The organism is Pseudomonas sp. D3 (assembly GCF_029320995.1).
Classification (GTDB): domain Bacteria; phylum Pseudomonadota; class Gammaproteobacteria; order Pseudomonadales; family Pseudomonadaceae; genus Aquipseudomonas; species Aquipseudomonas paraveronii.
In genome coordinates, this window is the sequence record NZ_CP119772.1 from 1,910,045 (window position 1) to 1,932,625 (window position 22,581).

Below are 22,581 nucleotides of genomic sequence, written 5' to 3' on the forward strand. Positions count from 1 at the left end.
GCGAATCAGGCCACGCACGGGGAGCGGGGGCAAATGAGAAAGTCGCAGGGGCTATCTAAAAAACGCAGTTAACTGAAATACCGCACATCAAAATGTGGGAGGGGGCAAGCCCCTTCCACATTGGGCCACATTCCATAGGGAGGCAGCGTCGTCAGTTAGACCGGATCACGTGCTTGATCTCCTGAAACGCCGCCAACCCCCACGGGCCCAGCTCGCGGCCGATGCTGCTCTGCTTGTAACCGCCCCACGCTGTTTGCGCGAAGATCAGCTGCGGCGCGTTGATCCACACCATGCCGGCCTGCAAGGCATTGGCCACGCGTTCGGCGGCTTCGCCGTTGCGGCTGACCACGCTGGCGACCAGGCCGAAATCGCTGTCGTTGGCCAGGGCGATGGCCTCGTCTTCCGTGGTAAAGCGTCGTACACACAGCACCGGGCCGAAGATTTCTTGCTGCCACAACGCGCTGTCCAGCGGCACGTCGGTGAACAGCGTGGGACGAATGAAATAGCCCTTCGCCAAGTGTGCCGGGCGCTCACCGCCGCACAGCAAGCGGGCGCCGTCCTGCACGCCGCGCTGGATATGCGCCAACACCCGTTGGTACTGCGCGTGGTTGATCAGCGCGCCCATTTCCACGTCTTCGGCAAACGGGTCAGCGACGCGAATCCCTTCAACCCGCGCGGTCAAACGCTGCAGGAATTCATCCGCGAGACTGTCCGCCACCAGCACGCGGCTGGTCGCCGAACACATCTGCCCAGCGTTGAAAAAGCCGCCACCACAGGCCAGCTCAAGCGCCAGGTCGAGGTCGGCATCTTCCAGCACCAGCAGCGAGGATTTGCCCCCCAGCTCCAGGCTCACGCCCTTGACGGTTTCGGCGGCGCGTTGCATCACCTGCACGCCCACCGCATTGCTGCCGGTGAAGGAAATCTTCGCCACGCGAGGCGCCGCTGCCAGTGGGGCGCCCACGGCCAGGCCGGTGCCGCAGACGAGGTTGAACACCCCCGCCGGGAAGCCGGCGCCGGCGATGATCCGCGCCAGTTGCAATTCCGCCAACGGTGTCACTTCCGACGGTTTGAGCACCACGCAACAGCCGGCGGCGAGGGCCGGGGCGAGTTTCCAGGCGGTGGTGACCATGGGGAAATTCCATGGCACGATCAGGCCCACCACGCCGCAGGGTTCGCGGCGCAGGCGGGCGCTGAAGGCGTCACTGGGCAGCGCCACCGCACGGTCTTGCTCGGCGTCCAGCGCCTCGGCGAGACCGGCGTAGTACTCGAAGGTGGCGATCACGTCGTCCACATCGATACCCGCTTCGAACAACGGTTTGCCGCTGTTGCGCGACTGCACGCGCATCAACGCCTCACGCTGTTCGCTCACACCCTGAGCCACTTTGCGCAGCAGGGCGCCGCGCTCACGCCCGGTGCTTTGCGACCAGCCGATAAACGCCGCGCTGGCCGCATCGACCGCCTCGGCCACGGCGCTCGCATCGCCGACGCTGACCTGGGCCAACGTCTCCTCGGTGGCCGGGTTGATCACCTCCAGCACGTCATGGCCCGCACGCCACGCACCATTGATATACAGACCGTTCATGACTGCGCTCATACCGCCACCTCCTGCATCCAACGTTGCTGGTCGATTTCAATCAGCGTCGGCCCCTGGCGATCAGCGGCGGCCCGCAAGGCAACGCGCAGCGAGTCCACGCCCTGGATGCGCTCGGCGGCGCAACCGAGGGCCGTGGCCACGCCGATAAAGTCCGGAGTGTAGATGTCGACGCCGACCGGTTCGATGGCCCGGTTGAGCATGTACTTCTTGATCTCCTCGTAGCCCTGGTTATTCCACAGCAGCACGATGATCGGCGTGCGTGCTTCCACGGCGCTGGCCAGTTCCGGCAGAGTGAATTGCAGCCCGCCGTCACCGATCAGGCACACCACCGGCTGGCCATCACCACGCCCCAACCAGGCGCCGATGGCCGCAGGCAGCGCGTAGCCCAAGGTGCCGTAGCCGGTGGAGGCGTTGAACCAGCGGCGCGGGTGGTCGAGGTTCAGGGTCAGGTTGCCGCTGTACACCGGCTGCGTGGAGTCGCCCACCAGCACCGCATTAGGCAGTTCCTCCAGCACGGTGTGGAGGAAGCGGGTTTGCGCACGGGTGGCGGCGTCCCAGGCCGGCGTTAATTCGGCCCAAAGGCGGGCGACGCGTTGAGCGCCCCAGGCGTTGTGACGAGGCGCCAGTGGCAGGCGCTGGAGTTCGGCGAGCAAGGCCTCGGCGGCGATCTGTGCGTCGGCCACCAACGCCAGTTCGGGCGGGTAATTGCGCACGGTTTGGTCCGGGTCGATATCGATGCGCAGCAGCGCGCCGGGAATCTCGAAGCCGCCGGCGAAGGTCACGTCGTAGTCGGTCTCCGCCAGCTCCGTGCCGATAGCCAGTACCACATCGGCTTCGGCGACCAGGGCGCGGGTGGCCAGCAGGGTCTGGGTCGAGCCGATCAGCAACGGGTGGGCTGCGGGCAGCATACCTTTGGCGTTGATGGTCAGCGCCACGGGGGCGCCGAGGGTTTCTGCCAGGCGGGTCAACGCCGCAGCCGCCGCGATGGCACCGCCGCCGGCCAGGATCAACGGGCGTTTGGCGGCGGCGAGCCGTTGGCTCATTTGCTTGACCGCCGACGGTGCCGCCCCGGCACGCGCCACGCTGACGGGTGAAGTGCCGAGCGACGCATCGGCGTTTTCCACCAGCACATCCAGCGGGATTTCGATGTGTACCGGGCGCGGCCGCCCCGCCTGGAACAGCGCAAACGCCCGCGCCAGCACGCCGGGTAATTGCGCTGCCGACATCAAGGTGTGGGAGAACGCCGCCACGCCGGCGACCAGCGCGCTCTGGTTCGGCAGCTCATGCAACGTGCCGCGCCCGCCGCCCAACTGGCTGCGCGACTGCACGCTGGAGATCACCAGCATCGGGATCGAGTCGGCATAGGCCTGGCCCATGGCCGTGGTGATGTTGGTCATGCCGGGGCCGGTGATGATGAAACACACGCCGGGCTTGCCGCTGGTGCGTGCATAGCCATCGGCCATAAAGCCCGCGCCCTGTTCGTGGCGCGGGGTGACGTGGCGGATGTTCGAGCGCGCCAGGCCGCGATACAACTCCACGGTGTGTACTCCAGGGATACCAAACACCTGGTCCACGCCGTAGCGTTCCAGAAGGTTGACCAGTACTTCGCCGCAGGTCGCCATACATGTCGCTCTTATTGTTGAGGTTGGGCGGTATTGGACCGGCTGGCCGTAGCGGCAACAATCGATAAAAAGTCATACTTGCCATGTCCTCACGTCATGGCTGCTTGCCCCTATGAAACGCCTTCCGCCGCTGCCCGCGCTGCACACCTTCTGGGTCACCGCCCAGTGTTGTAACTTCACCCGCGCCGCCGAGCAGTTGCACATCACCCAGGGTGCGGTAAGCCGGCAGATCGCCGGGCTGGAAACCTATTTGGGCTACGCGCTGTTCCTGCGTCAGGCGCGGGGCTTGAGCCTGACTGAAGAAGGCCGCGAGTGGTCGCTGCGGGTGCAGCAGGTGTTCGGCCTGCTCGGTGACGCGCTGGAGCAGATCGGCAGCCGCCGCGACACCCTGCAGCTCAAGGCCTCCACCTGCGTGATGCGTTGGCTGCTGCCGCGCTTGATGCAATGGCAACGCGAACGCCCGGATGTGCCGGTGGAGCTGACCACGACCGTGGCCTACAGCGTGGACTTTCGTCGCGAGCAGTTCGATGCGGCGGTGATCTATGCGCCCAGCGCGGAACAATCGGCCGAGGCTCGGCATCTGTTCGATGAACAACTCACACCGGTCTGCGCGCCGGCTTTACGCGACTGTCTGAGTACGCCTGCGGACCTGCAGCAACAGGTGCTGTTGCATCCCACGCGGGACGAGCGCGACTGGGCGTTGTGGCTGGAGGCGGCGAAGACGCGCTTGAGCAATGTGAGCCAGGGCCATCATTTCGAGACGCTGGATCTGGCCATGACCGTGGCGTCCCAGGGCTCAGGCGTGGCGATTGGCGACGGTGCGTTGATTGGCGAAGACGTGAAGGCGGGACGGTTGGTGACGCCGTTTGAATTGCGGGTGCCGACGGGGATGGGCTATTACCTGGTGTATCCGCCGGGGACAACCCCTTCGGCCGGGCTTGAAGCGCTGATGGATTGGTTGGTCAACCAGGCGCAACAGACGTAGCGCTGAAGATCCACATGGGGGCGCCGGCAACGCAGCGCCCCCATGTTTTGATCGCGTTGGCTCAGTAACCGACGGTGAAACGCAGGCGCGAGTGCTTGGGTGTTTCCACTTCATCGAGCATCGCGATGGCGAAGTCGGCGAAGCTGATCCAGCTGCGGCCTTCGCTGCTCACCAGCAAATCATCCTGGCCCAGGCGGAACGTGCCGGTGCGCTCGGTTTCAACGAATTCGGCCGACGGCGACAGGAAGGTCCAATCCAGTTCATGCTCCTGACGCAACGCATCGAGGAACGTCGCGCCGGCACTGGCTTCTGCCTTGTACGCTTGCGGGAAACCCTCGCTGTCGATCACCCGAGCGCCGCCCGGCAGTAGCAGCGAACCCGCGCCGCCCACCACCAGCAGGCGTTTCACCGCAGCTTTTTTCACCGGGCCGATCACCGCGCTGGCGGGCAGGGTGGCGAAGTGCGCCGCGCTGATCACCACATCGCTGCCGCTGATGGCCTGTTGCAAGGCCTCGGCATCCAGTGCATCGACCTGTTTGACGCTGACGCCAGGGCGCCCGGCCAGTTTGTCGGTGTTACGCGCGATGGCGGTGACGCTATGCCCACGCCGCAGCGCCTCTTCCAGCAGTTGACTGCCCGCACGGCCAGTGGCCCCAATGATTGCGATCTTGCTCATGACGTTCTCCAGTACGGTTAAGGTGTGAAACGCTTCACCACTTCATTTCGCCCTTGGCGACTTTGGCGCTCAGTTCCAGCGAGCTTTCGTCGGCGAGGGTCGGGTAACGCTTTTGCATTGCCGCGATCAGGGCGGCGGAATCCTTGGCCTTGGCGGTTTCTTCGTCAAAGGCCTTGATGTAGCCGGCGGTAAAGGCCACGGATTGCAGCGCCGGGCTGCCGAGGAAATGCCCCGGAACCACCGTGCGCGGCTTCAGCTCGGCGATGCGTTGCAGGGTGGCCAGCCAGTCTTTATGCGACTGCGCGCTCTGAGTATCGGCCATCCACAGGTGGATGTTGTCGGCGACCACCACGCCGCCGATGACGGCCTTGATCGATGGAACCCACACAAAGCTGCGATCCGGCTGCGGGCCGTCCAGGCCGATCACTTCCAGGTGTTGCCCTTCAAGCGTCAGGCGGTGGCCGGCGAGCACCTGCGGCACGATGGTTTTGCCTGGTTTGTCGGCGCCCATTTTCGGGCCCCAGAACGCCAGTTTGCCGGCGACGGTAGCGTTGATGTGGTCGACCACCGCTTGCGGGGCCAGCACCTTGGCGCCGGGGAATGCGGCGGTCAGGGTGTCGAGGCCGAAGTAATAGTCTGGGTCGCCGTGGCTGATGTAGATGGTAGTCAAGTGTTTGCCGCTCGCGCGGATCTTCTGCACCAGTTGTTCGGCCTGGCTTTTACCGAACTGCGCGTCGACCAGGATCGCGTCTTTCGCGCCGCTGACCAGCACCGAACTGACCGGGAAGATCGCGGCTTCGCCGGGGTTGTACACGTCGAGGGTCAGCTCGGTGGCGGCGGCCTGGGCAGCGAAGGCCAGGGCGGCGGTCGCGAGGGTCAGGCGCTTGAGGGTGGAAAACATCGGGCAGCTCCGGCAATCGGTAAGGGATGCACAGAGCTTAGTTGCACCAAACACAACAAAAAATGCGATGCTGGGACATAGTTTGTTTCTAAAATCGGGCAGATCATGGATCGTCTTCAAGCAATGCGCGTGTTTGTGACGGTGGTGGATTTGGGCAGCCAGTCCGCCGCCGCCGACCATCTGGACCTGTCGCGCCCGGTGGTCTCGCGCTACCTGGCCGAGCTGGAAGACTGGGTCGGCGCGCGCTTGCTGCATCGCACCACGCGCAAGCTGAGCCTCACGGCCGCCGGCGGGGAAACCCTGCCACGTTGCCGGCAATTGCTGGAATTGTGCGGTGACATGCAGGCCGCCGTTCGCGAGCCGGATGACGCGCCCCGTGGCCTGTTGCGCCTGAGTGTCAGCACCTCGTTCGGCCTGGCGCAGCTGGCCGAGGCCATCGCTGAGTACGTCAAGCGCTACCCCTTGGTGACGGTCGACCTGCAGATGCTCGATCGCACGGTCAACCTGGTGGATGAGCGCATCGATCTGGCGATCCGCACCAGCAATGACCTGGACCCCAACCTGATCGCACGGCGCCTGACCGTCTGTCGCTCGGTGGTGTGCGCGACCCCGGCCTACCTGCTTGAGCATCCGACGCCGCAAAAGGTCGAAGACCTGGCGCTGCACAACTGCCTGACCCACTCGTACTTCGGCAAAAGCCTGTGGCATTTCGAGGAAGGCGGCGAGCACGTTTCGGTGCCGGTCCACGGCAATATCACCGCCAACGAAGCCAGCACGCTGTTACGCCTGACGCTGGCCGGTGCCGGGGTGGCGATGTTGCCCAGTTATCAGGCCGGGGAGCACATCCGTCGTGGCGAACTGGTGCGCCTGCTGCCCGCAGCCGAGCCGCGGCAGATGAACATCTACGCGGTGTACGCGTCGCGCAAACACATGCCGTCGGCGCTGCGCAGCCTGCTGGATTTCCTGGTGCAGAGGTTTCCGGAAACGCCGGCGTGGGATAGGGGCCTCTGACCCGACATACAGATGTTGAATGTCGTCCAATAATGGCAACTCGCCCTGACTGACCTATGCTTTAAACAGCGTCAAATAGATCCTTCAGAGGTCTGTGCCATGACCGTCAAAACCAGAAAGTACCTGATGATCTTCATCCTCTGCGCCTTAGCCAGCGCGCTGTACGGCACTGCCGCCTATCGCGTGGAGCAGACCCGGATGCAGCCGAGCTTTGCGATCAGTTGCAATCAGGACCAATGCATTCCGCACACCGGCAGTTTCAGCGCGTTGCGCTAATGGCCTACAGAGGACGATCCCACCTTTAACCCAGGGGTGTGTCGGCCTTGAGTTGCTCGCGAAACGCCTTGGGCGAAAACCCGACCCGTCGGCGGAACAGCCGCGAGAAATTGGTCGGGTCGGAAAAGCCCAGTACCTCGGACATTTCATTGATGGTCATGCTCGTGTAGGTCAGCAGTCGCTTGGCTTCGAGCAATTGGCGGTCATGCATGATCTGTAGCGCAGGTTGCCCGCCCAATTCCCGGCACGTGCCGTTCAGGTGTGAGACCGAGATGCCCAGCTTGTGGGCTAGGTCTTCAATCTTCGGGTGTTCGCGATAATGCTGCTCGACCAATTGGGTAAAGCGCCGGAAATATTCTTGCCCGCGCGGTGCCCGTGGGTGACGGCGCTGGATCGCCTGGCGGCTGATCCACACCAGCAGTACGCTGACCAGGGCGTGCATCATCATGTCCCGGGCCGGCTGTTCATCGGCGTATTCGTCCTGCAGGCGGGAGAACAGGCTGTGGAGGTAGTCACGGTCCTTGCCTGCCGGGTAAGTGCCGAGCGCCTGCAGGCCGTCCACCGTCGCGCCCAGTTGCGCTTGCAGATGGCTGACCAGCGGGGCCGCCAGGGTCAGCACGTAGCCTTCGACCTCTTCAGCAAACCGAAACCCATGCACGCACAGCGGCGGCAGCACCTGCAAGGTCGCTTCGTTGAGGGTGGTGCGCTGGCCTTCGATCTCCAGTTGCGCCTGGCCTTTGTGGACGTACAGCAACTGGCACAGATCCGCGTGCCGGTGGGGCTGGATTTCCCACTGGTAGTCCCGGCTGCGTCGGGAAATCGTTTCGCAGTGCAACAAGTCCGGCGTCGGCCATTGCTGGTTTTCCCCATACAACTTGAACACCGGAATCGCGGAACTGGCAGGTTTAGTCATAGTTTCAATCCGATACTCAGGCAAGTGGTTCGGTAATCGCCCCGATTGGCAAAAAGCGCAGGCTTTGGCGCAGTTTTCACCTTCTTATAGCGGCCACTCAAGTGAAAAATGTCAGCAACACGACCAATGACAACTCTTTCACCTGATCCGTTCGGGTGAAACTTGCGGACCACAAAAATAATGAAAACACTGAAAACTCAAGTCGCCATTATCGGCGCCGGTCCCGCGGGACTTCTGCTCGGCCAACTGCTGCATCAGGCCGGTATCCAGACCCTGATTCTAGAGCGCCAAAGCGCCGATTACGTGCTGGGTCGCATCCGTGCCGGCGTGTTGGAGCAAGGCATGGTCGACCTGCTGCGCGAGGCCGGCGTCAGCCAGCGCATGGACGCGGAGGGCCTGGTCCACGATGGCTTCGAACTGGCGCTCAATGGCCAATTGACCCACATCGACCTCAAGGCGCTCACCGGCGGTCAATCGGTGATGGTCTACGGCCAGACCGAAGTGACCCGCGACCTGATGGACGCGCGCGCCGCCGCAGGTGCCATCACCTTGTATAACGCCCGTGAGGTGCAACCCCACGGGCTCAAAACTGATCAGCCCTGGTTGACGTTCGAACATGAAGGCGAAACCTTTCGCCTGGAGTGTGACTACGTGGCCGGTTGCGACGGTTTTCACGGTGTCGCCCGTCAAGCGATCCCGGCCGAATCGCTGAAGGTCTTCGAACGGGTGTACCCCTTCGGCTGGCTGGGTATCCTGGCCGACACGCCGCCGGTCCATGAAGAACTGGTGTACGCCAAGCATGCGCGTGGGTTTGCCTTGTGCAGCATGCGTTCGCCGACACGCAGCCGTTACTACCTGCAAGTACCCGTTGAGGAATCGGTCGACGCGTGGTCGGACCAGCGTTTCTGGGATGAACTGAAAGTGCGCCTGCCGAGCCACCTGGCCGAACAGTTGGTGACCGGGCCGTCGATCGAAAAAAGCATCGCGCCGCTGCGCAGCTTCGTGGTCGAGCCGATGCAGTACGGGCGTTTGTTCCTGCTGGGGGATGCGGCGCACATCGTGCCACCCACCGGGGCCAAGGGCTTGAACCTGGCGGCGAGTGACGTGAGCACGCTGTTTCGGATCTTGCTCAAGGTCTACCGCGAGGGGCGTGTGGAGTTGCTGGAGAAATACTCGGAGATCTGCCTGCGGCGGGTGTGGAAGGCCGAACGGTTTTCCTGGTGGATGACGTCGATGCTGCATCAATTTCCCGAGGCGGACGGGTTCAGCCAGCGCATTGCCGAGAGCGAACTGGCGTACTTCATCCACTCCCACGCCGGTCGCACCACCATCGCCGAAAATTACGTCGGGCTTCCTTACGAAGCTATCGAATAGCCTGCTATCGTATCGAGCATCCCCGCAGGTCGCCTTTTCCTGCGGGCCTTGCTCGAAGGTTTACCGTGACTCAACTCAATCAACCCACCCCAGCCGTGCCCGCCGTGCGCAGCATCCTCGTCTCGTTGATGATGGCGATCTTCCTCGGTGCCTTGGACCAGACCATTGTCGCGGTGTCCATGCCGGCCATTTCCGCGCAGTTCCACGACGTCAACCTACTGGCATGGGTGATCTCCGGCTACATGGTGGCGATGACAGTGGCGGTGCCGATCTACGGCAAACTCGGCGACCTGTACGGGCGGCGGCCGATGATGCTGATCGGCATGGGCCTGTTCACCCTGGCGTCGCTGTTCTGTGGCATGGCACAGAGCATGGAGCAACTGGTGCTGGCGCGGGTGCTCCAGGGCATCGGCGCCGGCGGGATGATTTCGGTGAGCCAGGCGATCATCGGCGACATCATCCCGCCCCGCGAGCGCGGCCGTTACCAGGGCTATTTCAGCAGCATGTACGCAGTGGCCAGCGTGGCCGGGCCGGTGCTGGGCGGTTATATGACCGAGTACCTGTCCTGGCGCTGGGTGTTTTTGATCAACCTGCCCTTGGGCGCCGGTGCTTGGTACGTGGCCCATCGCTCCCTCGTCGGGCTGCCGTTACCGCAACGCAAGCCGATCATCGATTACCTCGGTACTGTGCTGATGATCATCGGCTTGAGCGCCTTGTTGCTGGGCATCACCGAGATCGGCCAGGGCCATTCTTGGCGCGATGACTCGGTGCTAGCGTTGCTGGCCTGCGCGCTGGTGGCGCTGAGCATATTTGTCTGGCATGAGCGGCGTGCGCGGGAACCGTTGCTGCCGATGCACCTGTTCGCCAACCGCAGCGCGGTGTTGTGCTGGTGTACGATGTTTTTCACCAGTTTCCAGGCGATTTCCCTGACGGTGCTGATGCCCCTGCGCTTTCAGACCGTAACCGGTTCCGGAGCCGATAGCGCCGCGCTGCACCTGCTGCCACTGGCGATGGGCTTGCCGATGGGCGCCTACTTTGCCGGGCGCATGACCTCGGTGACCGGGCGCTATAAACCGCTGATCCTCAGCGGCGCCGTGTTGAGCCCCTTGGCGATTCTCGGCATGGCCTACAGTGCGCCGCAGGCGTTGGGGTTGACGGCAATGTTCATGTTGCTGTGCGGCATCGCTGCCGGGATGCAGTTCCCGACCTCGCTGGTGGGCACACAGAATTCGGTGGGCCAGCACGATATCGGCGTCGCCACCAGCACCACCAACCTGTTCCGCTCCCTGGGCGGGGCGGTCGGGGTGGCGTGCATGTCGGCGTTGTTGCTGGCGCTGTTGCAGGACTCCAGCTTTGCCCACCTGGCCAGCGGTGCGCTGGTGGCCGAGGGCGGCTCCGGCAACGTCCTGCTCGATGGCCTGAACGCCGCCCCAGGCCCGGCGCAGGACGCCCTGCGCGGGGAACTGGCGGTGACATTCCGGCATTTGCTGATGGTGAGTGCGGCGGTGTCATTGCTGGGGCTGGCGGCGGCGATTGCGATGCCTAATCGCGTGCTGCGCGGTCGGGAAGACAGCGCCGAGTAGCTGGCCTGATCAAGCGCCCATGCTTGATCGCCTGCCACTGTGGATCAGGGGCTGTAGTACCCGACCGCCACCATGAAATGCCCGGTTTTGCGCAAAAACGCATGCTTGTGCTCGACCTTGCCGGTTACCGGGTTTTTCCAGCGGTACTTGTACTCACCCTGGTCCTGCTCCGCCATCAGCTTGAGGATCGGTTCGCCCACCGGCTTGCCGTCCGGGTCCTTGATCTTGCTGAAGTCGGTGTTGATCAGTCGCAGGTTGGTGCCATGGGCGACATAGCGCTGGGTATCGAGGTCCACCACAAACACGTAGAGATCATCCTGCAGGAAACCGCCCTGCAATGAGTTGATCGCCTTCAGCGTGCCCGTTTGATCCTTGACCAGCGCCTTGACGGCCTGGTCGCGCAGCGCCCGCGCCTGTTCCGGCGTGGCCCGTGGCAGGTAATAGCCCACCGCCAGGATGCGCTCGCCCACGCGCTGATAAAACACATGCTTGTGCTCGGTCTTGCCGTCGTTCCAGTTCTGCCAGCGGTAGTCGGCCTGCTGGATGCCCTGGCCTTCCGGCACCTTGAGCGCGTTCTTGAACGACTGGAGCAAATCCGGCCCCAGCACTTCGGAAATATCGCGGCCGATCAACGCGGAGGAGGGCCCGCCGCTGGCCAGCAACACGCCCTGGGTGTCGACCACGAACACATAGCGGTCATGGTCGACAAACTCGCCCTGGCGGCTGAAGGCGGCGAAGGCCTTGTCGCCATTGCTCTGGTAGTAGGCCAAGGCTTTCCCCAGCAGGGCCTTGGCCGCCTGGGCGTCCTCCTCTGGCAAGGTGGCGGCGTGTACCTGGCTGAAACCCAACAGCAGCAGCCAGGTGAATCGGAGCAGTCCCTTCATTGTCCGTGCCTCGTTCTTATAGGTGTGAGCACAGCGTAGACGGCTACGGCTCAGGGCGCTGCCAGCCATTGATTGACGATGCCGTCGTACACCCCGGTGGCCACGTTCAGGTGCAACCACTGGTCGACATAGCTTTTCCAGGCCACATCGTCGCGCGGCAGCAGGAAGGCTTTTTCGCTGTATTGCATCTGCCGCTGCGGGTTGACCGCGCACAGCCCCGGCTTGAGTTTCTGCTGGAAGCGCGCCTCGCTGGCGTCGGTGATCATCACATCGGCCTTGCCCGCCAGCAGTTCGTCGAAGATGCTCACGTTGTCGTGCAGGCGTATCTGCGCCTGGCCCAGGTGTGCCCGGGCGAACACTTCGTTGGTGCCGCCCGCCGGCTCGATCACCCGCACCTGCGGCTGGTTGATCTGCTCGACGGTCTGGTAGCGTTGCACATCGGCGCAGCGCACCAGCGGGATCTTGCCGTCGACCCCGAGGGACTGGCTGAAGAAGGCTTTTTTCTGGCGTTCCAACGACACCGAAATACCGCCCACGGCGATGTCGCAGCGTTGCGCGAGGAAGTCCGGCATCAGGGTTTTCCAGGTGGTCGGCACCCAGGCGATCTTTGCATTGAGGCTCTTGGCCAGGGACTCGGCCATGGCGATATCGATGCCCTCGTAGCGGCCATCGGCACGCAGGGAGGTGTAAGGCTTGTAGTCGCCGGTGGTGCAGACGGTGAGCGTGCCGCTGTCGAGCACGGTGTCCAGGCGCGAGGGGGCAGTGTCCGCCAGGGCGGGCGTCGCCAGGCTCGCCAATACACACAGGGCTAAGGGAGCTTTCATGCGGTCGAGTCCTTGGGCATGATCGGGCGGCCATTATTTCCAGCAAGATGGCAGGGTGGCAAGGACGGCGAATGTTTAGCCAACGTGTAACCAAACTCCGGCAACCCTGAATTGACCCACCTGACCCAGCATGTGACGCTGCCGGGCAACTCCACCACTGTGATTCGCCCATGGACGGTTGCCCCGACACTTACCCCGAGACACTGCCTGGCGTCGTCGCGCCGAGCGGTGCGGCGGATGTCGAGGCGTTACCCTCTGCGCTGGCTTTCTGGGCCCTGTTCCACTGTCGACATGCGCGCCCACCAGATACCTCTCTCCTACGTTGATCTATCCGATGGATGACGCGCACCTGCGCGCATCCGCCCGGCGGCGCCTGTGTGCCTGCCTGACGCAAACGTATGAGAATTGCCATGAGTGTTTTTGCCAGCCTGCACGAAGCCCACTCCTTCCTTGAGCAGAACCCGGACATCGAGATGTTCGAGCTGTTTATCCTCGACAACAATGGCGTGCCGCGCGGCAAGTTGCTGCATCGCGACGAACTGCTGGCGGTGTATGAAAGTGGTCGCCCGCTGCCCAGCACGATCCTTGGCCTGACGATCCACGGCGATGACGTGGAAAACTCCGGGCTGGTGTGGGAGGTGGGCGATATCGACTGCCGTGCCTACCCGATCAGCGGCAGTTTGCAGCGCATGCCATGGCGGTTGATTCCGACGGCAGCGGTGCAAGTCAGCATGCACCCCACCGAAGGCTTGCCCGCCACCGTGGCCGACCCCCGGCATGTGCTGGCCAAGGTGATCGAGGGGCTCAAGGCCGACGGTTACTACCCGGTGATGGCGGCGGAACTGGAGTTCTACCTGCTCGACCAGAAACCCGACAGCAACGGCCGCCCGCAACCGGCACGCGACATGGACGGCGGCCGCCCGCGTGCGACCCAGGTCTATGGTCTGCGCGAACTGGAGCAGATCGAGCCGTTTCTCGCCGACCTTTACAGCGCCTGCAAACTGCAAGGCATCCCGGCCCGCACGGCGATTTCCGAATACGCCCCGGGCCAGGTCGAAATCACCTTGGAACACCGCGCCGATGCGCTGCAAGCGATGGATGAAGCGGTGCGTTACAAGCGCCTGGTCAAAGGCGTGGCGCACAAACACGGGATGACAGCGTGCTTCATGGCCAAGCCGTTCGACGACCTGGCCGGCACCGGCATGCACATGCACGTCAGTCTCGCGGATGCCGAGGGCAATAACCTGTTCGCCAGCGAGGCCGCCGACGGCACGCCGTTGCTGCGCCAGGCGGTGGGCGGCATGCTCAGCACCTTGCTCGATTCGCTGCTGATGTTCTGCCCCAACGCCAACTCCTATCGCCGCTTCCAGACCAACAGCTACGCGCCGCTGGCCGCCACCTGGGGCGTCGATAACCGCACCGTCAGCCTGCGCGTGCCGGGTGGTCCGGCGCAGTCGCGGCATATCGAACACCGCCTCTGCGGTGCCGACGCCAACCCCTATCTGGCGGCGGCGGCGATCCTCGCCGGTATCCACCGCGGCATCCGCGAACAACGCGACCCCGGCGCCCCGGTGGAAGGCAACGGCTACGCCCAGGCCAACGCCAACGCGTTACTGCCCACCGACTGGCTCACCACCCTGCGCGCATTGGAAGATTCCAGCTGGGCACGGGAGGCGTTCGGCAGTGAGTTCCTCGGGGTGTACCTGGCGGTGAAACGTGCTGAATATCGGCAGTTCATGGGTGAGGTGGGGGAGCAGGATTGGCGCTGGTATCTGCACTGCGCGTGAGTGGAATGGCAGGGGTGGCGTTTTCGACCTTTTTTTCACGTTGCAGTGGGTAAGCTGCGAATCAAGGTCGTTCACTACCGTTCCACTCATATGAGTCCGTGATGTCGTCACCACCACTTTCTTCCATCGAGATTGAATACGCCGAGCGCTGTGACCGCGAGCACGCCAGGATCTGCGGCGATACGCACCCGCCTGGGTTGCGTCGGCGTCTGGCGGCGTGGCGTCACGGGCGGCTGGTGCGCAATGCCCTCAAGGTCGCCGGCGAGCCCGGTTTGGTCCTCGACCTGGCCTGCGGCTCGGGGCGGTTCTGGCCGGTGTTGGCCGAACACGTCAACCGGGTGATCCTCGCCTCGGATAACTCCCAGGACATGCTCGACCACGCCCGCACCCACCACCCGACGTCGCTGCTCAAACGGGTCAAGACCTTTCAAGGTTCGGCGTTTTCCATTGGCCTGTCGGCGAATGCGGTGGATTGCATTTTCTGTCTGGAATTGTTTCGCCATGTACCCAGCAGCGAAGCGCGCCAGGCGCTGCTGCAGGAGTTTCATCGGGTCAGCCGCGACACGGTGATCGTGTCGGTCGCCTCTCATACGCCGGTGGAGGACGAGTTCCGGCGGGCGGGCTTCGAGGTCCTGAATTACCAGGAGTTCATCCCCGGCTCCAGTGTGTGGCGTGTCTACATTCTGCGTAAGACGGGATAACTCCCCTCGATCGGACTATTCTTCGCTCGCTGTCGGAGTTTTCATGATTGCGTGTGCACTGCGGATGCTCGCAAGTCCCTTCCGCGATATATACTGCGCGCCATTCTTCAAGGGAGAGCCGTGTGGCCATCGATATTCACTGGATCTGCGACAACGATAGCCTCGGCCAGCATTGCGCCGAATGGCAGCAGTTGCCATTCGTCGCCCTCGACACCGAATTCATGCGGGTCGACACCTTTTATCCCATTGCCGGGCTGATCCAGATCGGTGATGGCGTGCGCGCTTACCTGATCGACCCTCTGACCATCGACAACTGGCAACCGTTGGCCGCTTTGCTGGAAAACCCGGCCGTGATCAAAGTGGTCCACGCCTGTAGCGAAGACTTGGAAGTATTGCTGCGCCTGACCGGCAGCCTGCCGGTGCCGTTGTTTGACACCCAACTGGCTGCGGCTTACCTGAACCTCGGGTTCTCCATGGGCTATTCGCGCCTGGTGCAAGCCGTGCTCGATATCGACTTGCCCAAGGGTGAAACCCGCTCCGACTGGCTGCAGCGCCCGTTGTCCGAGACCCAGGTGAGCTACGCCGCCGAAGACGCGGTCCACCTGGCCGAGGTCTTCATTCGCCTGCGCCCGCGGCTGTCGGACGACAAATACGCCTGGGTCCTGGACGACGGTGCCGAACTGGTGGCCAACCTGCGCCGCGAAGTCGACCCTTACGAGGTGTACCGCGACGCCAAGCTGGCGTGGAAACTGTCCCGTGCCCAACTCGCCGTGCTGCGTGAACTGTGCGCCTGGCGCGAGCAGCAAGCGCGTGCCCGCGACCTGCCGCGTAACCGCATCATTCGTGAACACTCGCTGTGGCCCCTGGCCAAATCCCAGCCGGATAACCTCGCCGCCCTGGGCAAAATCGAAGACATGCACCCGCGCACCGTGCGTCAGGATGGCCAGTTTCTGCTGGACCTGATCAAGCGCGTCGGCAGCGTGTCCATGGACCAATGGCCGCCCGCCGTGGCTGAACCGCTGCCGGTGGATGCCGCTGCGCTGATCAAGCAACTGCGCGCCTTGGGCCAGGCTGAAGCCGAACGCCTGGACATGGCGCCGGAACTGATGCTGCGCAAGAAAACCCTCGAAGCCCTGGTCAAAAGTGGCTACCCCGATGGGCCTTATAAACTGCCAAACTCGCTGCGTGGCTGGCGCCGCGAGTTGATGGGCCAGGCGCTGCTCGACAGCCTGGCCACTGCCGGAGAACAGCCTTGAAACGTATTTGCTCCATCTATCGCAGCTTGAAACGCAACGAAATGTACCTCTACGTGCTGAAAAGCGATGCCCTGGAGCGCGTGCCGGAACCCTTGATGGAAGCCTTCGGCAAAGCCCATCACGCGTTCGACATGGTGTTGACGCCCGAGCGCAAGCTGTCGCGCGAGGACATCGCGGTAGTCCTGGAAAACCTCGAAAAGCAGGGCTACCACCTGCAAATGCCACCGGCCGAAGACGAGTACATCGAACACTTGCCCGAAGAGCTGCTGCGACGCAACGACCCGATGTGATCGCTCAGTGCCCTGTCCTGGGCGCATTTTTCCATGGAATCGTATTAATGGACGGTGGCCGTAAGGATGCGGGCGGCCGTCTGCATTGTTTTTGAAAGGTTTGAACCATGCGTGTTCTGATTGCTGAACAGGATCACCCGCTCTACGCTCGGTTGCTGGGCGAAGCGGCACCGGACCTTGAGGTGTTGACCAGCGGCGACTCAGCCGAACTGTCGCGCCTGGCCGCCGATTGCCCGGTGTGGCTTGGCCAGCCGGACCTGCTGGCCACCCTGTTGCGCCAGGGGCACCACCCGCAGTGGCTGCAATCGACCTGGGCCGGCGTCACGCCGCTGCTGGCTGAGGGCTTGCCTCGCGACTATCGGCTGACCCGTGCGGTGGGAATTTTTGGCCAGGTCATGGCGGAATTTATCCTCACCTACATGCTGGGCCATGAACGCGAAGTGTTGGCGCGCCTGGTCAGCCAGGTCGAGCGCAAGTGGGACAGCCGCATGGGCCAGAGCCTCGCCGGGCGCACGGTGTTGATCGTCGGCTGCGGTGATATCGGCCAACGCGTGGCGCAGTTTCTCGTGCCGTTTGGCGTCAAGCTGTACGGCATCGCCAGTCAGGCACGCGAGCAGGCACCGTTTATCGAAGTGGCCGGGATCGATCAACTGGGTCGGCTGGTGGGCGAAGCGGACTACGTGATCAACCTGCTGCCGAATACGCCGAACACCCATGACCTGTACGACGCGGCGTTGTTCAAGCAGTTCAAACCGAGCGGGTTGTTCATCAACGTCGGCCGTGGCGTCGCGGTGGTCGATGCCGATCTGGTCGAAGCCTTGAAAGAAGGGCATCTGGCCGGTGCGGTGATCGACGTGTGTCGCCAGGAACCGTTGCCGCAACGCCACCCGTTCTGGACCGCCTGGGGCCTGCTGCTGACCGGGCACAGCTCGGCACCGACCTCGCCGCCGATGATGGTGCAACTGTTTCTGGAGAACGTGCGCGCGTACCAGGCCACGCAAGCCTTGCGCGGTGAAGTGGATTTCGAGCGCGGATACTGACACGACGCTGAGCAAAAATGTGAGAGCGGGCTTGCCCACTCCCACATTGGGTATCGCCTCAGCTTCAGAGGCTGAAGTCACCCTCCGACACCAGTTCGCTCAATGGCTTACGCGGGCTTGGCGTCTCACGGCCTTGCAGGTACTCGGGCAAGGTCGACTTGTCGCCCAGTTTGCCGATCGCGACCGCCGCATGCAGCGCATAACCCTGTGGAATCTTCAGCGCCTTGCGTGTCAGTTCCTGATCGAAGCCGGCCATGCCATGCGTATGCCAGCCGCTGAGGCTGGCCTGTAGCGCGAGGTAGCCCCAGGCCGAACCGGTGTCGAAGGTGTGCCACAGCGCCGGAGTTTCTTCGGTGGCGCCGGGGGCGATGAAGTCGGTTTTCGAGGCGATGATCACCAGGGCCGACGCATGCTGCGCCCAGTTGCGGTTGAATTCGTTCAACAAGCCCAGGAAGCGCTCCCAGTCCGGCGTGTCCCGGCGCGCGTAGAGGAAACGCCAGGGCTGCGAGTTATAGGCCGATGGCGCCCAGCGCGCGGCTTCGAAAAAGCTCAGCAGGGTTTCCTGCGGGATGCTCTCGCCGGTGAAGGCGCGGGGCGACCAGCGGTCAGTGAACTGGGGGTTGATCGGGTAATCGGCAGCGCGGGGGTTGGTGCTCATGGGCAGTTCCTGATTGTCAATTCGGCGCCCAAAGCTACTGCGCCCCCGCTAGACTGACAAGTCTTGTAACACCGCCAGTCGTAAGCGCTTGGCCGCAGTGGTCTTGGGCACTAGACTGACGGCCTTTTCACCTACCGATACTGATGTAGAGCCATGGCCGCCAAAGTCGAACCTTTCTGGATACGCAAAACCCTTGAACACCTCGATCAGGAGGAGTGGGAGTCGTTGTGCGACGGCTGTGGCCTGTGCTGCCTGCAAAAGCTCGAGGATGAAGACGACAATAGCGTTTATTACACGCGCATCGCCTGCAAACTGCTCGACCTGAAAACCTGCCAGTGTACCGATTACCCTAACCGCCGCGCGTCGGTGCCCGACTGTATCCAGCTCACCCCGGGCCATGCCGACCAGTTCAAGTGGCTGCCGCCCACCTGCGGCTACCGCCTGGTCAGCGAGCGCAAGGACTTGCCGCTGTGGCATCACCTGGTCTGCGGCGACCGTGATGCCGTGCATCACGAACGCATTTCCCAGTCCGGACGCATGCTCGCCGAAGGCAGCGTGCCCGAAGACGACTGGGAGGATTACCTGATCTTCCGCGCGGGCTGAACAAGGAGTGAGTATGAGGGGGCTGACCCAGTTGGCGGCGAGCCTGGTGTTGCTGGCGCTGAGCACGCCGGCGTGGTGCGCGAAGAAAGTCGACTTGGACTATCACGTCAAACTGCTGCCCCAGAGCGATCAGGCGCAGGTGCGCGTGAGTCTGTCCCAGGGTTCGGCGGTGCGCAGCCTGGATTTCGAGCTGGGTCGCGACGGTGACTACAGCGATTTCCAGGCCGACGGCCAATGGACAGTCAGTGGCCATCGCGGCCTTTGGCAACCTAGCGCCGACAAGGCCAGCCTGACCTACCGTGTACGCCTCAGCCATGCGCGCAAGCCGGGTGCCTATGACGCGCGGATAACGCCGAGCTGGGCGCTGTTTCGCGGGGAAGATTTGGTGCCAACCGCGCACCTCGACCAGCAGGACGGCGTCGAGTTGGTCTCGCGCCTGGTGTTCGAGCTGCCAACCGGCTGGAAAAGCGTCGAAACCGCCTGGCCGCGTATCGGCAAGCACACCTTCCGGATCGACAACGTCTCCCGCCTGTTCGACCGGCCCACCGGTTGGATGCTCGCCGGTAACCTCGGCAGCCGCCGGGTGCGCCTGGGGGAAACCGATGTCACCGTGGCCTCGCCCAAGGGCCAGGCCATGCGTCGTATGGATGTGCTGACGTTGCTGACCTTCGTCTGGCCGCAGGTGGAAGCCGCGTTCCCGCGTCACCCCGCCAAGCTATTGATCGTCGGCGCCAGCGACCCGATGCGCCGTGGCGCCTTTTCGGCACGCGACTCGATCTACCTCAACAGCCGCACGTCGCTGGTCAGTGAAAACGGCAGCAGCCCGTTGATCCGCGAAGTGGTGCAAGCCATTGGCCGCTTCAACAACCATGACACCAGCGACTGGATCGGCGAAGGCCTGACGGAGTATTACGCGATCGAACTGCTGCGCCGTGGCGGCGGGATCACCGATGAGCGTTATGCGGCGATACAGGCGCGGCTGACCCGCGAAGGCAAGGATGTCACCACCTTGCGCGGCGAGCACGTCAGCGGCGCAACCGTGGCGCGGGCGGTGGTGGTGATGCAGGAGCTGGATCGCGAGATCCGCGTGAAAACCCACAACAAGCGCTCCCTGGATGATCTCGCGCAAGCGGTGATGCGTGCGAACAGCATAAACACCCGGGCGTTCGTGCAGTTGGCCGAGAGCATTATCGGCGAGTCGTCGCTGGTGCTGGACTCCAAGCTGTTGCGCTGACCCAGAATAAAGGTGGGAGGGGGCTTGCTCCCGATAGCGCTGGTTGCGTCACTGTAGGTGGCGACTGACACTCTGCTATCGGGAGCAAACCCCCTCCCACATGTGGATCACCAACAGGCAGAAGACTTGGCTCAGACGGTGGTTTTTGTGGCCTTTTCGGCCCCCACTTGCGCCTTGGTCTTCAGGTTTTTCAACGCTTCGCCGGCCCGCTCGATTTTCGTGCGCACGCTGTTCATTTCCTGGCGGCCTTGTTCCAGCTTGTCTTTGAGCGAACTGTGCCCGGTAAAACCACGCGCCAACGCTACGCCGCCAATCGCCACCTGAAGCAGCCCGAAAATCCCGCCACGGCGCAGGCCTTTGCCGACCATCATCACGCCGCCGGCGACCGAGCCGATGCGCTCCCAGCCGTGTACGTTCTGTGTAGGGCGGGCCTGGAACGGGGTGGATTCAATGATAGGTCGTAGGGTTTTGCTGTCGCTCATGGTCTGTCTCCAACAAGGGCTAGTGATACGCAACTGACTGTGTGTAGGCGCCGGATGTTCCCGAAAAATCAGTACTTGGGGCCCGAGCGGGTGTTATTGCCCTTGGCCATGCGGTCGTAGAGCACCACGTTGACGGTGGCGGCGAGGTTCATGCAGCCGGTGGTCGGGATATACACCACGTCTTCACACCAGTCGCGGATCTCTTTGTCTAGGGAGCCATCTTCGGGGCCAAAGATGTACAGCGCGCGGTCGGGGTGGGTGTATTCAGGCAGTGGGCGGGCGCCTTCCACCAGTTCGACGGCGACCGGGATGCAGCCCAGCGGCAGGATTTTTTTCAGGTCGTCGATGCCGATCAGCGGAATGTCGTGGTGGACCTTCTTGGTGTCGGTGATGAAATCCCGGGCGCGCTCGTAGCGCTTGCCGGTGTAGAACACCGAGGCCACGCCGTAGCAGCCGGCGGCGCGCATCACCGAACCGACGTTTTCGGGGGATTTGGGGTTATACAGACCGATGCAGCTGTAGCGTTTATTGCCCACGGGGAAGGGTGCCTTGGAGAAAAGCGGCGATTATACGGGGATTGGTCGGGCTGTTGTCGCTATCGAGCGGTGTGTCGCTAGTGCTGCCGTCTTCGCGAGCAAGCCCGCTCCCACATTGGTCCGTGTCCATTCTCTGGAATACGGTCGAGGGTGGGAGCGGGCTTGCCCGCGAAGACGGCCGGGACAGGCAGCGACGCGCTTCAGTCGTCCTTCTTCATCAACCCTGCCAACGCAGCAAAGGGGTTGTGCGTGGCCTTGGCGATCGTCGGGCTGCTGGTGGAGCCTTCGCTGAAGTACTGCTGGTCGGTGTAGCGTGAGTGCTCGTTGTCGTGGCAGTACAGGCACAGCAACTCCCAGTTGGAACCGTCCTGGGGGTTGTCGTCATGGTTGTGGTTGCGGTGGTGTACGGTCAGTTCGCTCAGGCGCTTGCCGGCGAATTCACGGGCGCAGCGGCCGCACACGTGGGGGTACATTTTCAGGGCTTTGTCGCGGTAGCCCATTTCCCGGTCGCGCTGGGCATCGGCGAGGATGCGGTCCAGCTTGGCGGTGTGGGAGGGCGGGTTGGTCGAGCTCATCATGGCTCCTGTCTTTGGGTGGTTCACGGATAAGGTTGATTCTAGCCAATCGCGGCGCAATTAGCCCTTGAGCTTTTCCGCAATCCAGATGGTGTGCCGCGTGCCCTTGTTGCCATGGGCGAACACCTGCACTTCTTCGGCCTTGAAGCCGGCCTTGCGCAGCTTGTCGCTGAACAGCTTGTCGGCGCTGGCCGACCATACCGCGAGCACGCCCTTGGGGCGCAGGGCCTTGGCGCAGGCGGCCAGGCCACCGGCGGAGTAGAGCCAGCTGTTGGCTTTTTGCGTGAGGCCTTCGGGGCCGTTGTCTACGTCGAGCATGATCGCATCAAAGCCGTGGGGCTCGGCTTGCAGCACCTTTGCCACGTCTTCCATGCGGATCACGGTGCGCGGGTCGAGCAATGGGCGCCCGGCCTTTTCGCCCAAAGGGCCGCGGTTCCATTCCACGACGCCGGGCACCAACTCCGCCACCACCACTTCGGCGGTCTTGCCCAGGTGCTTGAGGGCCGACGCGAGGGTAAAGCCCATGCCCAGCCCGCCGATCAATACCCGCGAACCGGGGCGGCCGGCGACTTTGCGACAAGGAATTTCCGCCAGCGCGTCTTCGGAGCCATGCATGCGCGTGTTCATCAACTGGCCGCCGTCGCCGCCCTGGATCTTGATGACAAAATCCTCGCCGTATTCGAACAGGCACAAAGCACCGCCGTTGTCGGGGATCGGGGTGGTGTCCAGCAGAACGAAACGTTTCATGGAAATCTCATTGGGAAGGGCATTCTTGC

The 22,581-nt window shown here is 63.2% G+C and carries 24 protein-coding genes; 12 read left to right on the forward strand and 12 right to left on the reverse strand.

Annotated elements, in window-relative coordinates:
- Positions 1–151: 151 nt before the first annotated feature.
- The gene (locus P3S72_RS08695; protein WP_276196999.1) at positions 152–1,594 is read right to left on the reverse strand and encodes an aldehyde dehydrogenase family protein; all 1,443 of its coding nucleotides are present in this window, start codon (positions 1,592–1,594) and stop codon (positions 152–154) included.
- Positions 1,591–3,216, reverse strand: coding sequence for a 5-guanidino-2-oxopentanoate decarboxylase (locus P3S72_RS08700; RefSeq protein ID WP_276197000.1), 1,626 nt, complete (start codon positions 3,214–3,216; stop codon positions 1,591–1,593). Before P3S72_RS08700 ends, P3S72_RS08695 begins: the two co-directional genes overlap by 4 nt.
- A gap of 112 nt (positions 3,217–3,328) precedes the next feature.
- Here P3S72_RS08700 and P3S72_RS08705 point away from each other — a divergent pair, with 112 nt between their 5' ends.
- The gene (locus P3S72_RS08705; protein WP_276197001.1) at positions 3,329–4,201 is read left to right on the forward strand and encodes a LysR substrate-binding domain-containing protein; all 873 of its coding nucleotides are present in this window, start codon (positions 3,329–3,331) and stop codon (positions 4,199–4,201) included.
- 61 nt (positions 4,202–4,262) lie between these two features.
- Here the strand turns inward: P3S72_RS08705 and P3S72_RS08710 are convergent, their stop codons facing one another.
- Together P3S72_RS08710 and P3S72_RS08715 are read right to left on the reverse strand one after the other, a co-directional pair.
- Positions 4,263–4,877: an NAD(P)-dependent oxidoreductase gene (locus P3S72_RS08710; RefSeq protein WP_276197002.1), complete on the reverse strand. Its 615-nt coding sequence runs from the start codon at positions 4,875–4,877 to the stop codon at positions 4,263–4,265.
- 34 nt (positions 4,878–4,911) lie between these two features.
- Positions 4,912–5,778 (reverse strand): MBL fold metallo-hydrolase, encoded by an 867-nt coding sequence (locus P3S72_RS08715; protein ID WP_276197003.1) that lies wholly within the window; start codon positions 5,776–5,778, stop codon positions 4,912–4,914.
- Positions 5,779–5,883: 105 nt separating this feature from the next.
- Between P3S72_RS08715 and P3S72_RS08720 the strand changes: the two genes are divergently transcribed.
- Both P3S72_RS08720 and P3S72_RS08725 read left to right on the forward strand, forming a co-directional pair.
- Positions 5,884–6,789 (forward strand): LysR family transcriptional regulator, encoded by a 906-nt coding sequence (locus P3S72_RS08720; RefSeq protein WP_276197004.1) that lies wholly within the window; start codon positions 5,884–5,886, stop codon positions 6,787–6,789.
- Positions 6,790–6,888: 99 nt separating this feature from the next.
- On the forward strand, positions 6,889–7,065 hold the full coding sequence (locus P3S72_RS08725; protein WP_276197005.1) for a hypothetical protein: 177 nt from the start codon (positions 6,889–6,891) through the stop codon (positions 7,063–7,065).
- A gap of 25 nt (positions 7,066–7,090) precedes the next feature.
- Here the strand turns inward: P3S72_RS08725 and P3S72_RS08730 are convergent, their stop codons facing one another.
- The gene (locus P3S72_RS08730) at positions 7,091–7,978 is read right to left on the reverse strand and encodes a helix-turn-helix domain-containing protein (RefSeq protein WP_276197006.1); all 888 of its coding nucleotides are present in this window, start codon (positions 7,976–7,978) and stop codon (positions 7,091–7,093) included.
- Positions 7,979–8,167: 189 nt separating this feature from the next.
- On the opposite strand from P3S72_RS08730, the gene pobA reads away from it, so the two are divergent.
- Both pobA and P3S72_RS08740 read left to right on the forward strand, forming a co-directional pair.
- The gene (pobA, locus tag P3S72_RS08735) at positions 8,168–9,352 is read left to right on the forward strand and encodes a 4-hydroxybenzoate 3-monooxygenase (protein ID WP_276197911.1); all 1,185 of its coding nucleotides are present in this window, start codon (positions 8,168–8,170) and stop codon (positions 9,350–9,352) included.
- A gap of 65 nt (positions 9,353–9,417) precedes the next feature.
- Complete coding sequence (locus P3S72_RS08740) at positions 9,418–10,935, forward strand: MDR family MFS transporter (RefSeq protein WP_276197007.1); 1,518 nt, start codon at positions 9,418–9,420, stop codon at positions 10,933–10,935.
- A gap of 44 nt (positions 10,936–10,979) precedes the next feature.
- Here the strand turns inward: P3S72_RS08740 and P3S72_RS08745 are convergent, their stop codons facing one another.
- Both P3S72_RS08745 and P3S72_RS08750 read right to left on the reverse strand, forming a co-directional pair.
- Complete coding sequence (locus P3S72_RS08745; RefSeq protein ID WP_276197008.1) at positions 10,980–11,819, reverse strand: cache domain-containing protein; 840 nt, start codon at positions 11,817–11,819, stop codon at positions 10,980–10,982.
- 50 nt (positions 11,820–11,869) lie between these two features.
- Positions 11,870–12,643, reverse strand: coding sequence for a transporter substrate-binding domain-containing protein (locus P3S72_RS08750; RefSeq protein ID WP_247408005.1), 774 nt, complete (start codon positions 12,641–12,643; stop codon positions 11,870–11,872).
- Between the two features lie 410 nt (positions 12,644–13,053).
- On the opposite strand from P3S72_RS08750, the gene P3S72_RS08755 reads away from it, so the two are divergent.
- From P3S72_RS08755 to P3S72_RS08775, 5 genes are all read left to right on the forward strand, one after another.
- Positions 13,054–14,430, forward strand: coding sequence for a glutamine synthetase family protein (locus P3S72_RS08755; protein WP_276197009.1), 1,377 nt, complete (start codon positions 13,054–13,056; stop codon positions 14,428–14,430).
- Between the two features lie 101 nt (positions 14,431–14,531).
- Complete coding sequence (locus P3S72_RS08760) at positions 14,532–15,131, forward strand: class I SAM-dependent methyltransferase (protein WP_276197010.1); 600 nt, start codon at positions 14,532–14,534, stop codon at positions 15,129–15,131.
- Between the two features lie 122 nt (positions 15,132–15,253).
- Positions 15,254–16,387, forward strand: coding sequence for a ribonuclease D (gene rnd / locus P3S72_RS08765; RefSeq protein WP_276197011.1), 1,134 nt, complete (start codon positions 15,254–15,256; stop codon positions 16,385–16,387).
- On the forward strand, positions 16,384–16,677 hold the full coding sequence (locus tag P3S72_RS08770; protein ID WP_017848744.1) for a YcgL domain-containing protein: 294 nt from the start codon (positions 16,384–16,386) through the stop codon (positions 16,675–16,677). Before rnd ends, P3S72_RS08770 begins: the two co-directional genes overlap by 4 nt.
- Before the next feature lie 107 nt (positions 16,678–16,784).
- On the forward strand, positions 16,785–17,717 hold the full coding sequence (locus P3S72_RS08775) for a D-2-hydroxyacid dehydrogenase (protein WP_276197012.1): 933 nt from the start codon (positions 16,785–16,787) through the stop codon (positions 17,715–17,717).
- Positions 17,718–17,781: 64 nt separating this feature from the next.
- Here P3S72_RS08775 and P3S72_RS08780 read toward each other — a convergent pair whose 3' ends face one another.
- Positions 17,782–18,375 carry a nitroreductase family protein gene (locus P3S72_RS08780; RefSeq protein WP_276197013.1) on the reverse strand — a complete coding sequence of 198 codons (594 nt, stop codon included), beginning with the start codon at positions 18,373–18,375 and terminating at the stop codon, positions 17,782–17,784.
- A 153-nt stretch (positions 18,376–18,528) separates the two neighbouring features.
- Between P3S72_RS08780 and P3S72_RS08785 the strand changes: the two genes are divergently transcribed.
- Both P3S72_RS08785 and P3S72_RS08790 read left to right on the forward strand, forming a co-directional pair.
- On the forward strand, positions 18,529–18,978 hold the full coding sequence (locus tag P3S72_RS08785) for a YcgN family cysteine cluster protein (RefSeq protein WP_276197014.1): 450 nt from the start codon (positions 18,529–18,531) through the stop codon (positions 18,976–18,978).
- Between the two features lie 13 nt (positions 18,979–18,991).
- Positions 18,992–20,212: a hypothetical protein gene (locus tag P3S72_RS08790; RefSeq protein WP_276197015.1), complete on the forward strand. Its 1,221-nt coding sequence runs from the start codon at positions 18,992–18,994 to the stop codon at positions 20,210–20,212.
- 131 nt (positions 20,213–20,343) lie between these two features.
- Here P3S72_RS08790 and P3S72_RS08795 read toward each other — a convergent pair whose 3' ends face one another.
- The 4 genes from P3S72_RS08795 to P3S72_RS08810 form a co-directional block, all read right to left on the reverse strand.
- Positions 20,344–20,694 (reverse strand): DUF2892 domain-containing protein, encoded by a 351-nt coding sequence (locus tag P3S72_RS08795; protein ID WP_276197016.1) that lies wholly within the window; start codon positions 20,692–20,694, stop codon positions 20,344–20,346.
- A 68-nt stretch (positions 20,695–20,762) separates the two neighbouring features.
- Positions 20,763–21,230, reverse strand: a complete 468-nt coding sequence (locus P3S72_RS08800) for an RNA methyltransferase (protein WP_247406491.1) — start codon at positions 21,228–21,230, stop codon at positions 20,763–20,765.
- Positions 21,231–21,430: 200 nt separating this feature from the next.
- The gene (locus P3S72_RS08805) at positions 21,431–21,805 is read right to left on the reverse strand and encodes a YajD family HNH nuclease (RefSeq protein ID WP_048725827.1); all 375 of its coding nucleotides are present in this window, start codon (positions 21,803–21,805) and stop codon (positions 21,431–21,433) included.
- 60 nt (positions 21,806–21,865) lie between these two features.
- Positions 21,866–22,552, reverse strand: coding sequence for a hypothetical protein (locus tag P3S72_RS08810; RefSeq protein ID WP_247406490.1), 687 nt, complete (start codon positions 22,550–22,552; stop codon positions 21,866–21,868).
- Between the last annotated feature and the right edge of the window lie 29 nt (positions 22,553–22,581).

Bases quoted from the DNA above. Each gene is read 5' to 3' on its own strand.
- P3S72_RS08695 (WP_276196999.1), bottom strand. From the start codon at position 1,594: ATGAGCGCAGTCATGAACGGTCTGTATATCAATGGTGCGTGGCGTGCG.
- P3S72_RS08700 (WP_276197000.1), bottom strand. From the start codon at position 3,216: ATGGCGACCTGCGGCGAAGTACTGGTCAACCTTCTGGAACGCTACGGC.
- P3S72_RS08705 (WP_276197001.1), top strand. From the start codon at position 3,329: ATGAAACGCCTTCCGCCGCTGCCCGCGCTGCACACCTTCTGGGTCACC.
- P3S72_RS08710 (WP_276197002.1), bottom strand. From the start codon at position 4,877: ATGAGCAAGATCGCAATCATTGGGGCCACTGGCCGTGCGGGCAGTCAA.
- P3S72_RS08715 (WP_276197003.1), bottom strand. From the start codon at position 5,778: ATGTTTTCCACCCTCAAGCGCCTGACCCTCGCGACCGCCGCCCTGGCC.
- P3S72_RS08720 (WP_276197004.1), top strand. From the start codon at position 5,884: ATGGATCGTCTTCAAGCAATGCGCGTGTTTGTGACGGTGGTGGATTTG.
- P3S72_RS08725 (WP_276197005.1), top strand. From the start codon at position 6,889: ATGACCGTCAAAACCAGAAAGTACCTGATGATCTTCATCCTCTGCGCC.
- P3S72_RS08730 (WP_276197006.1), bottom strand. From the start codon at position 7,978: ATGACTAAACCTGCCAGTTCCGCGATTCCGGTGTTCAAGTTGTATGGG.
- P3S72_RS08745 (WP_276197008.1), bottom strand. From the start codon at position 11,819: ATGAAGGGACTGCTCCGATTCACCTGGCTGCTGCTGTTGGGTTTCAGC.
- P3S72_RS08750 (WP_247408005.1), bottom strand. From the start codon at position 12,643: ATGAAAGCTCCCTTAGCCCTGTGTGTATTGGCGAGCCTGGCGACGCCC.
- P3S72_RS08755 (WP_276197009.1), top strand. From the start codon at position 13,054: ATGAGTGTTTTTGCCAGCCTGCACGAAGCCCACTCCTTCCTTGAGCAG.
- P3S72_RS08760 (WP_276197010.1), top strand. From the start codon at position 14,532: ATGTCGTCACCACCACTTTCTTCCATCGAGATTGAATACGCCGAGCGC.
- P3S72_RS08775 (WP_276197012.1), top strand. From the start codon at position 16,785: ATGCGTGTTCTGATTGCTGAACAGGATCACCCGCTCTACGCTCGGTTG.
- P3S72_RS08780 (WP_276197013.1), bottom strand. From the start codon at position 18,375: ATGAGCACCAACCCCCGCGCTGCCGATTACCCGATCAACCCCCAGTTC.
- P3S72_RS08785 (WP_276197014.1), top strand. From the start codon at position 18,529: ATGGCCGCCAAAGTCGAACCTTTCTGGATACGCAAAACCCTTGAACAC.
- P3S72_RS08790 (WP_276197015.1), top strand. From the start codon at position 18,992: ATGAGGGGGCTGACCCAGTTGGCGGCGAGCCTGGTGTTGCTGGCGCTG.
- P3S72_RS08795 (WP_276197016.1), bottom strand. From the start codon at position 20,694: ATGAGCGACAGCAAAACCCTACGACCTATCATTGAATCCACCCCGTTC.
- P3S72_RS08805 (WP_048725827.1), bottom strand. From the start codon at position 21,805: ATGAGCTCGACCAACCCGCCCTCCCACACCGCCAAGCTGGACCGCATC.
- P3S72_RS08810 (WP_247406490.1), bottom strand. From the start codon at position 22,552: ATGAAACGTTTCGTTCTGCTGGACACCACCCCGATCCCCGACAACGGC.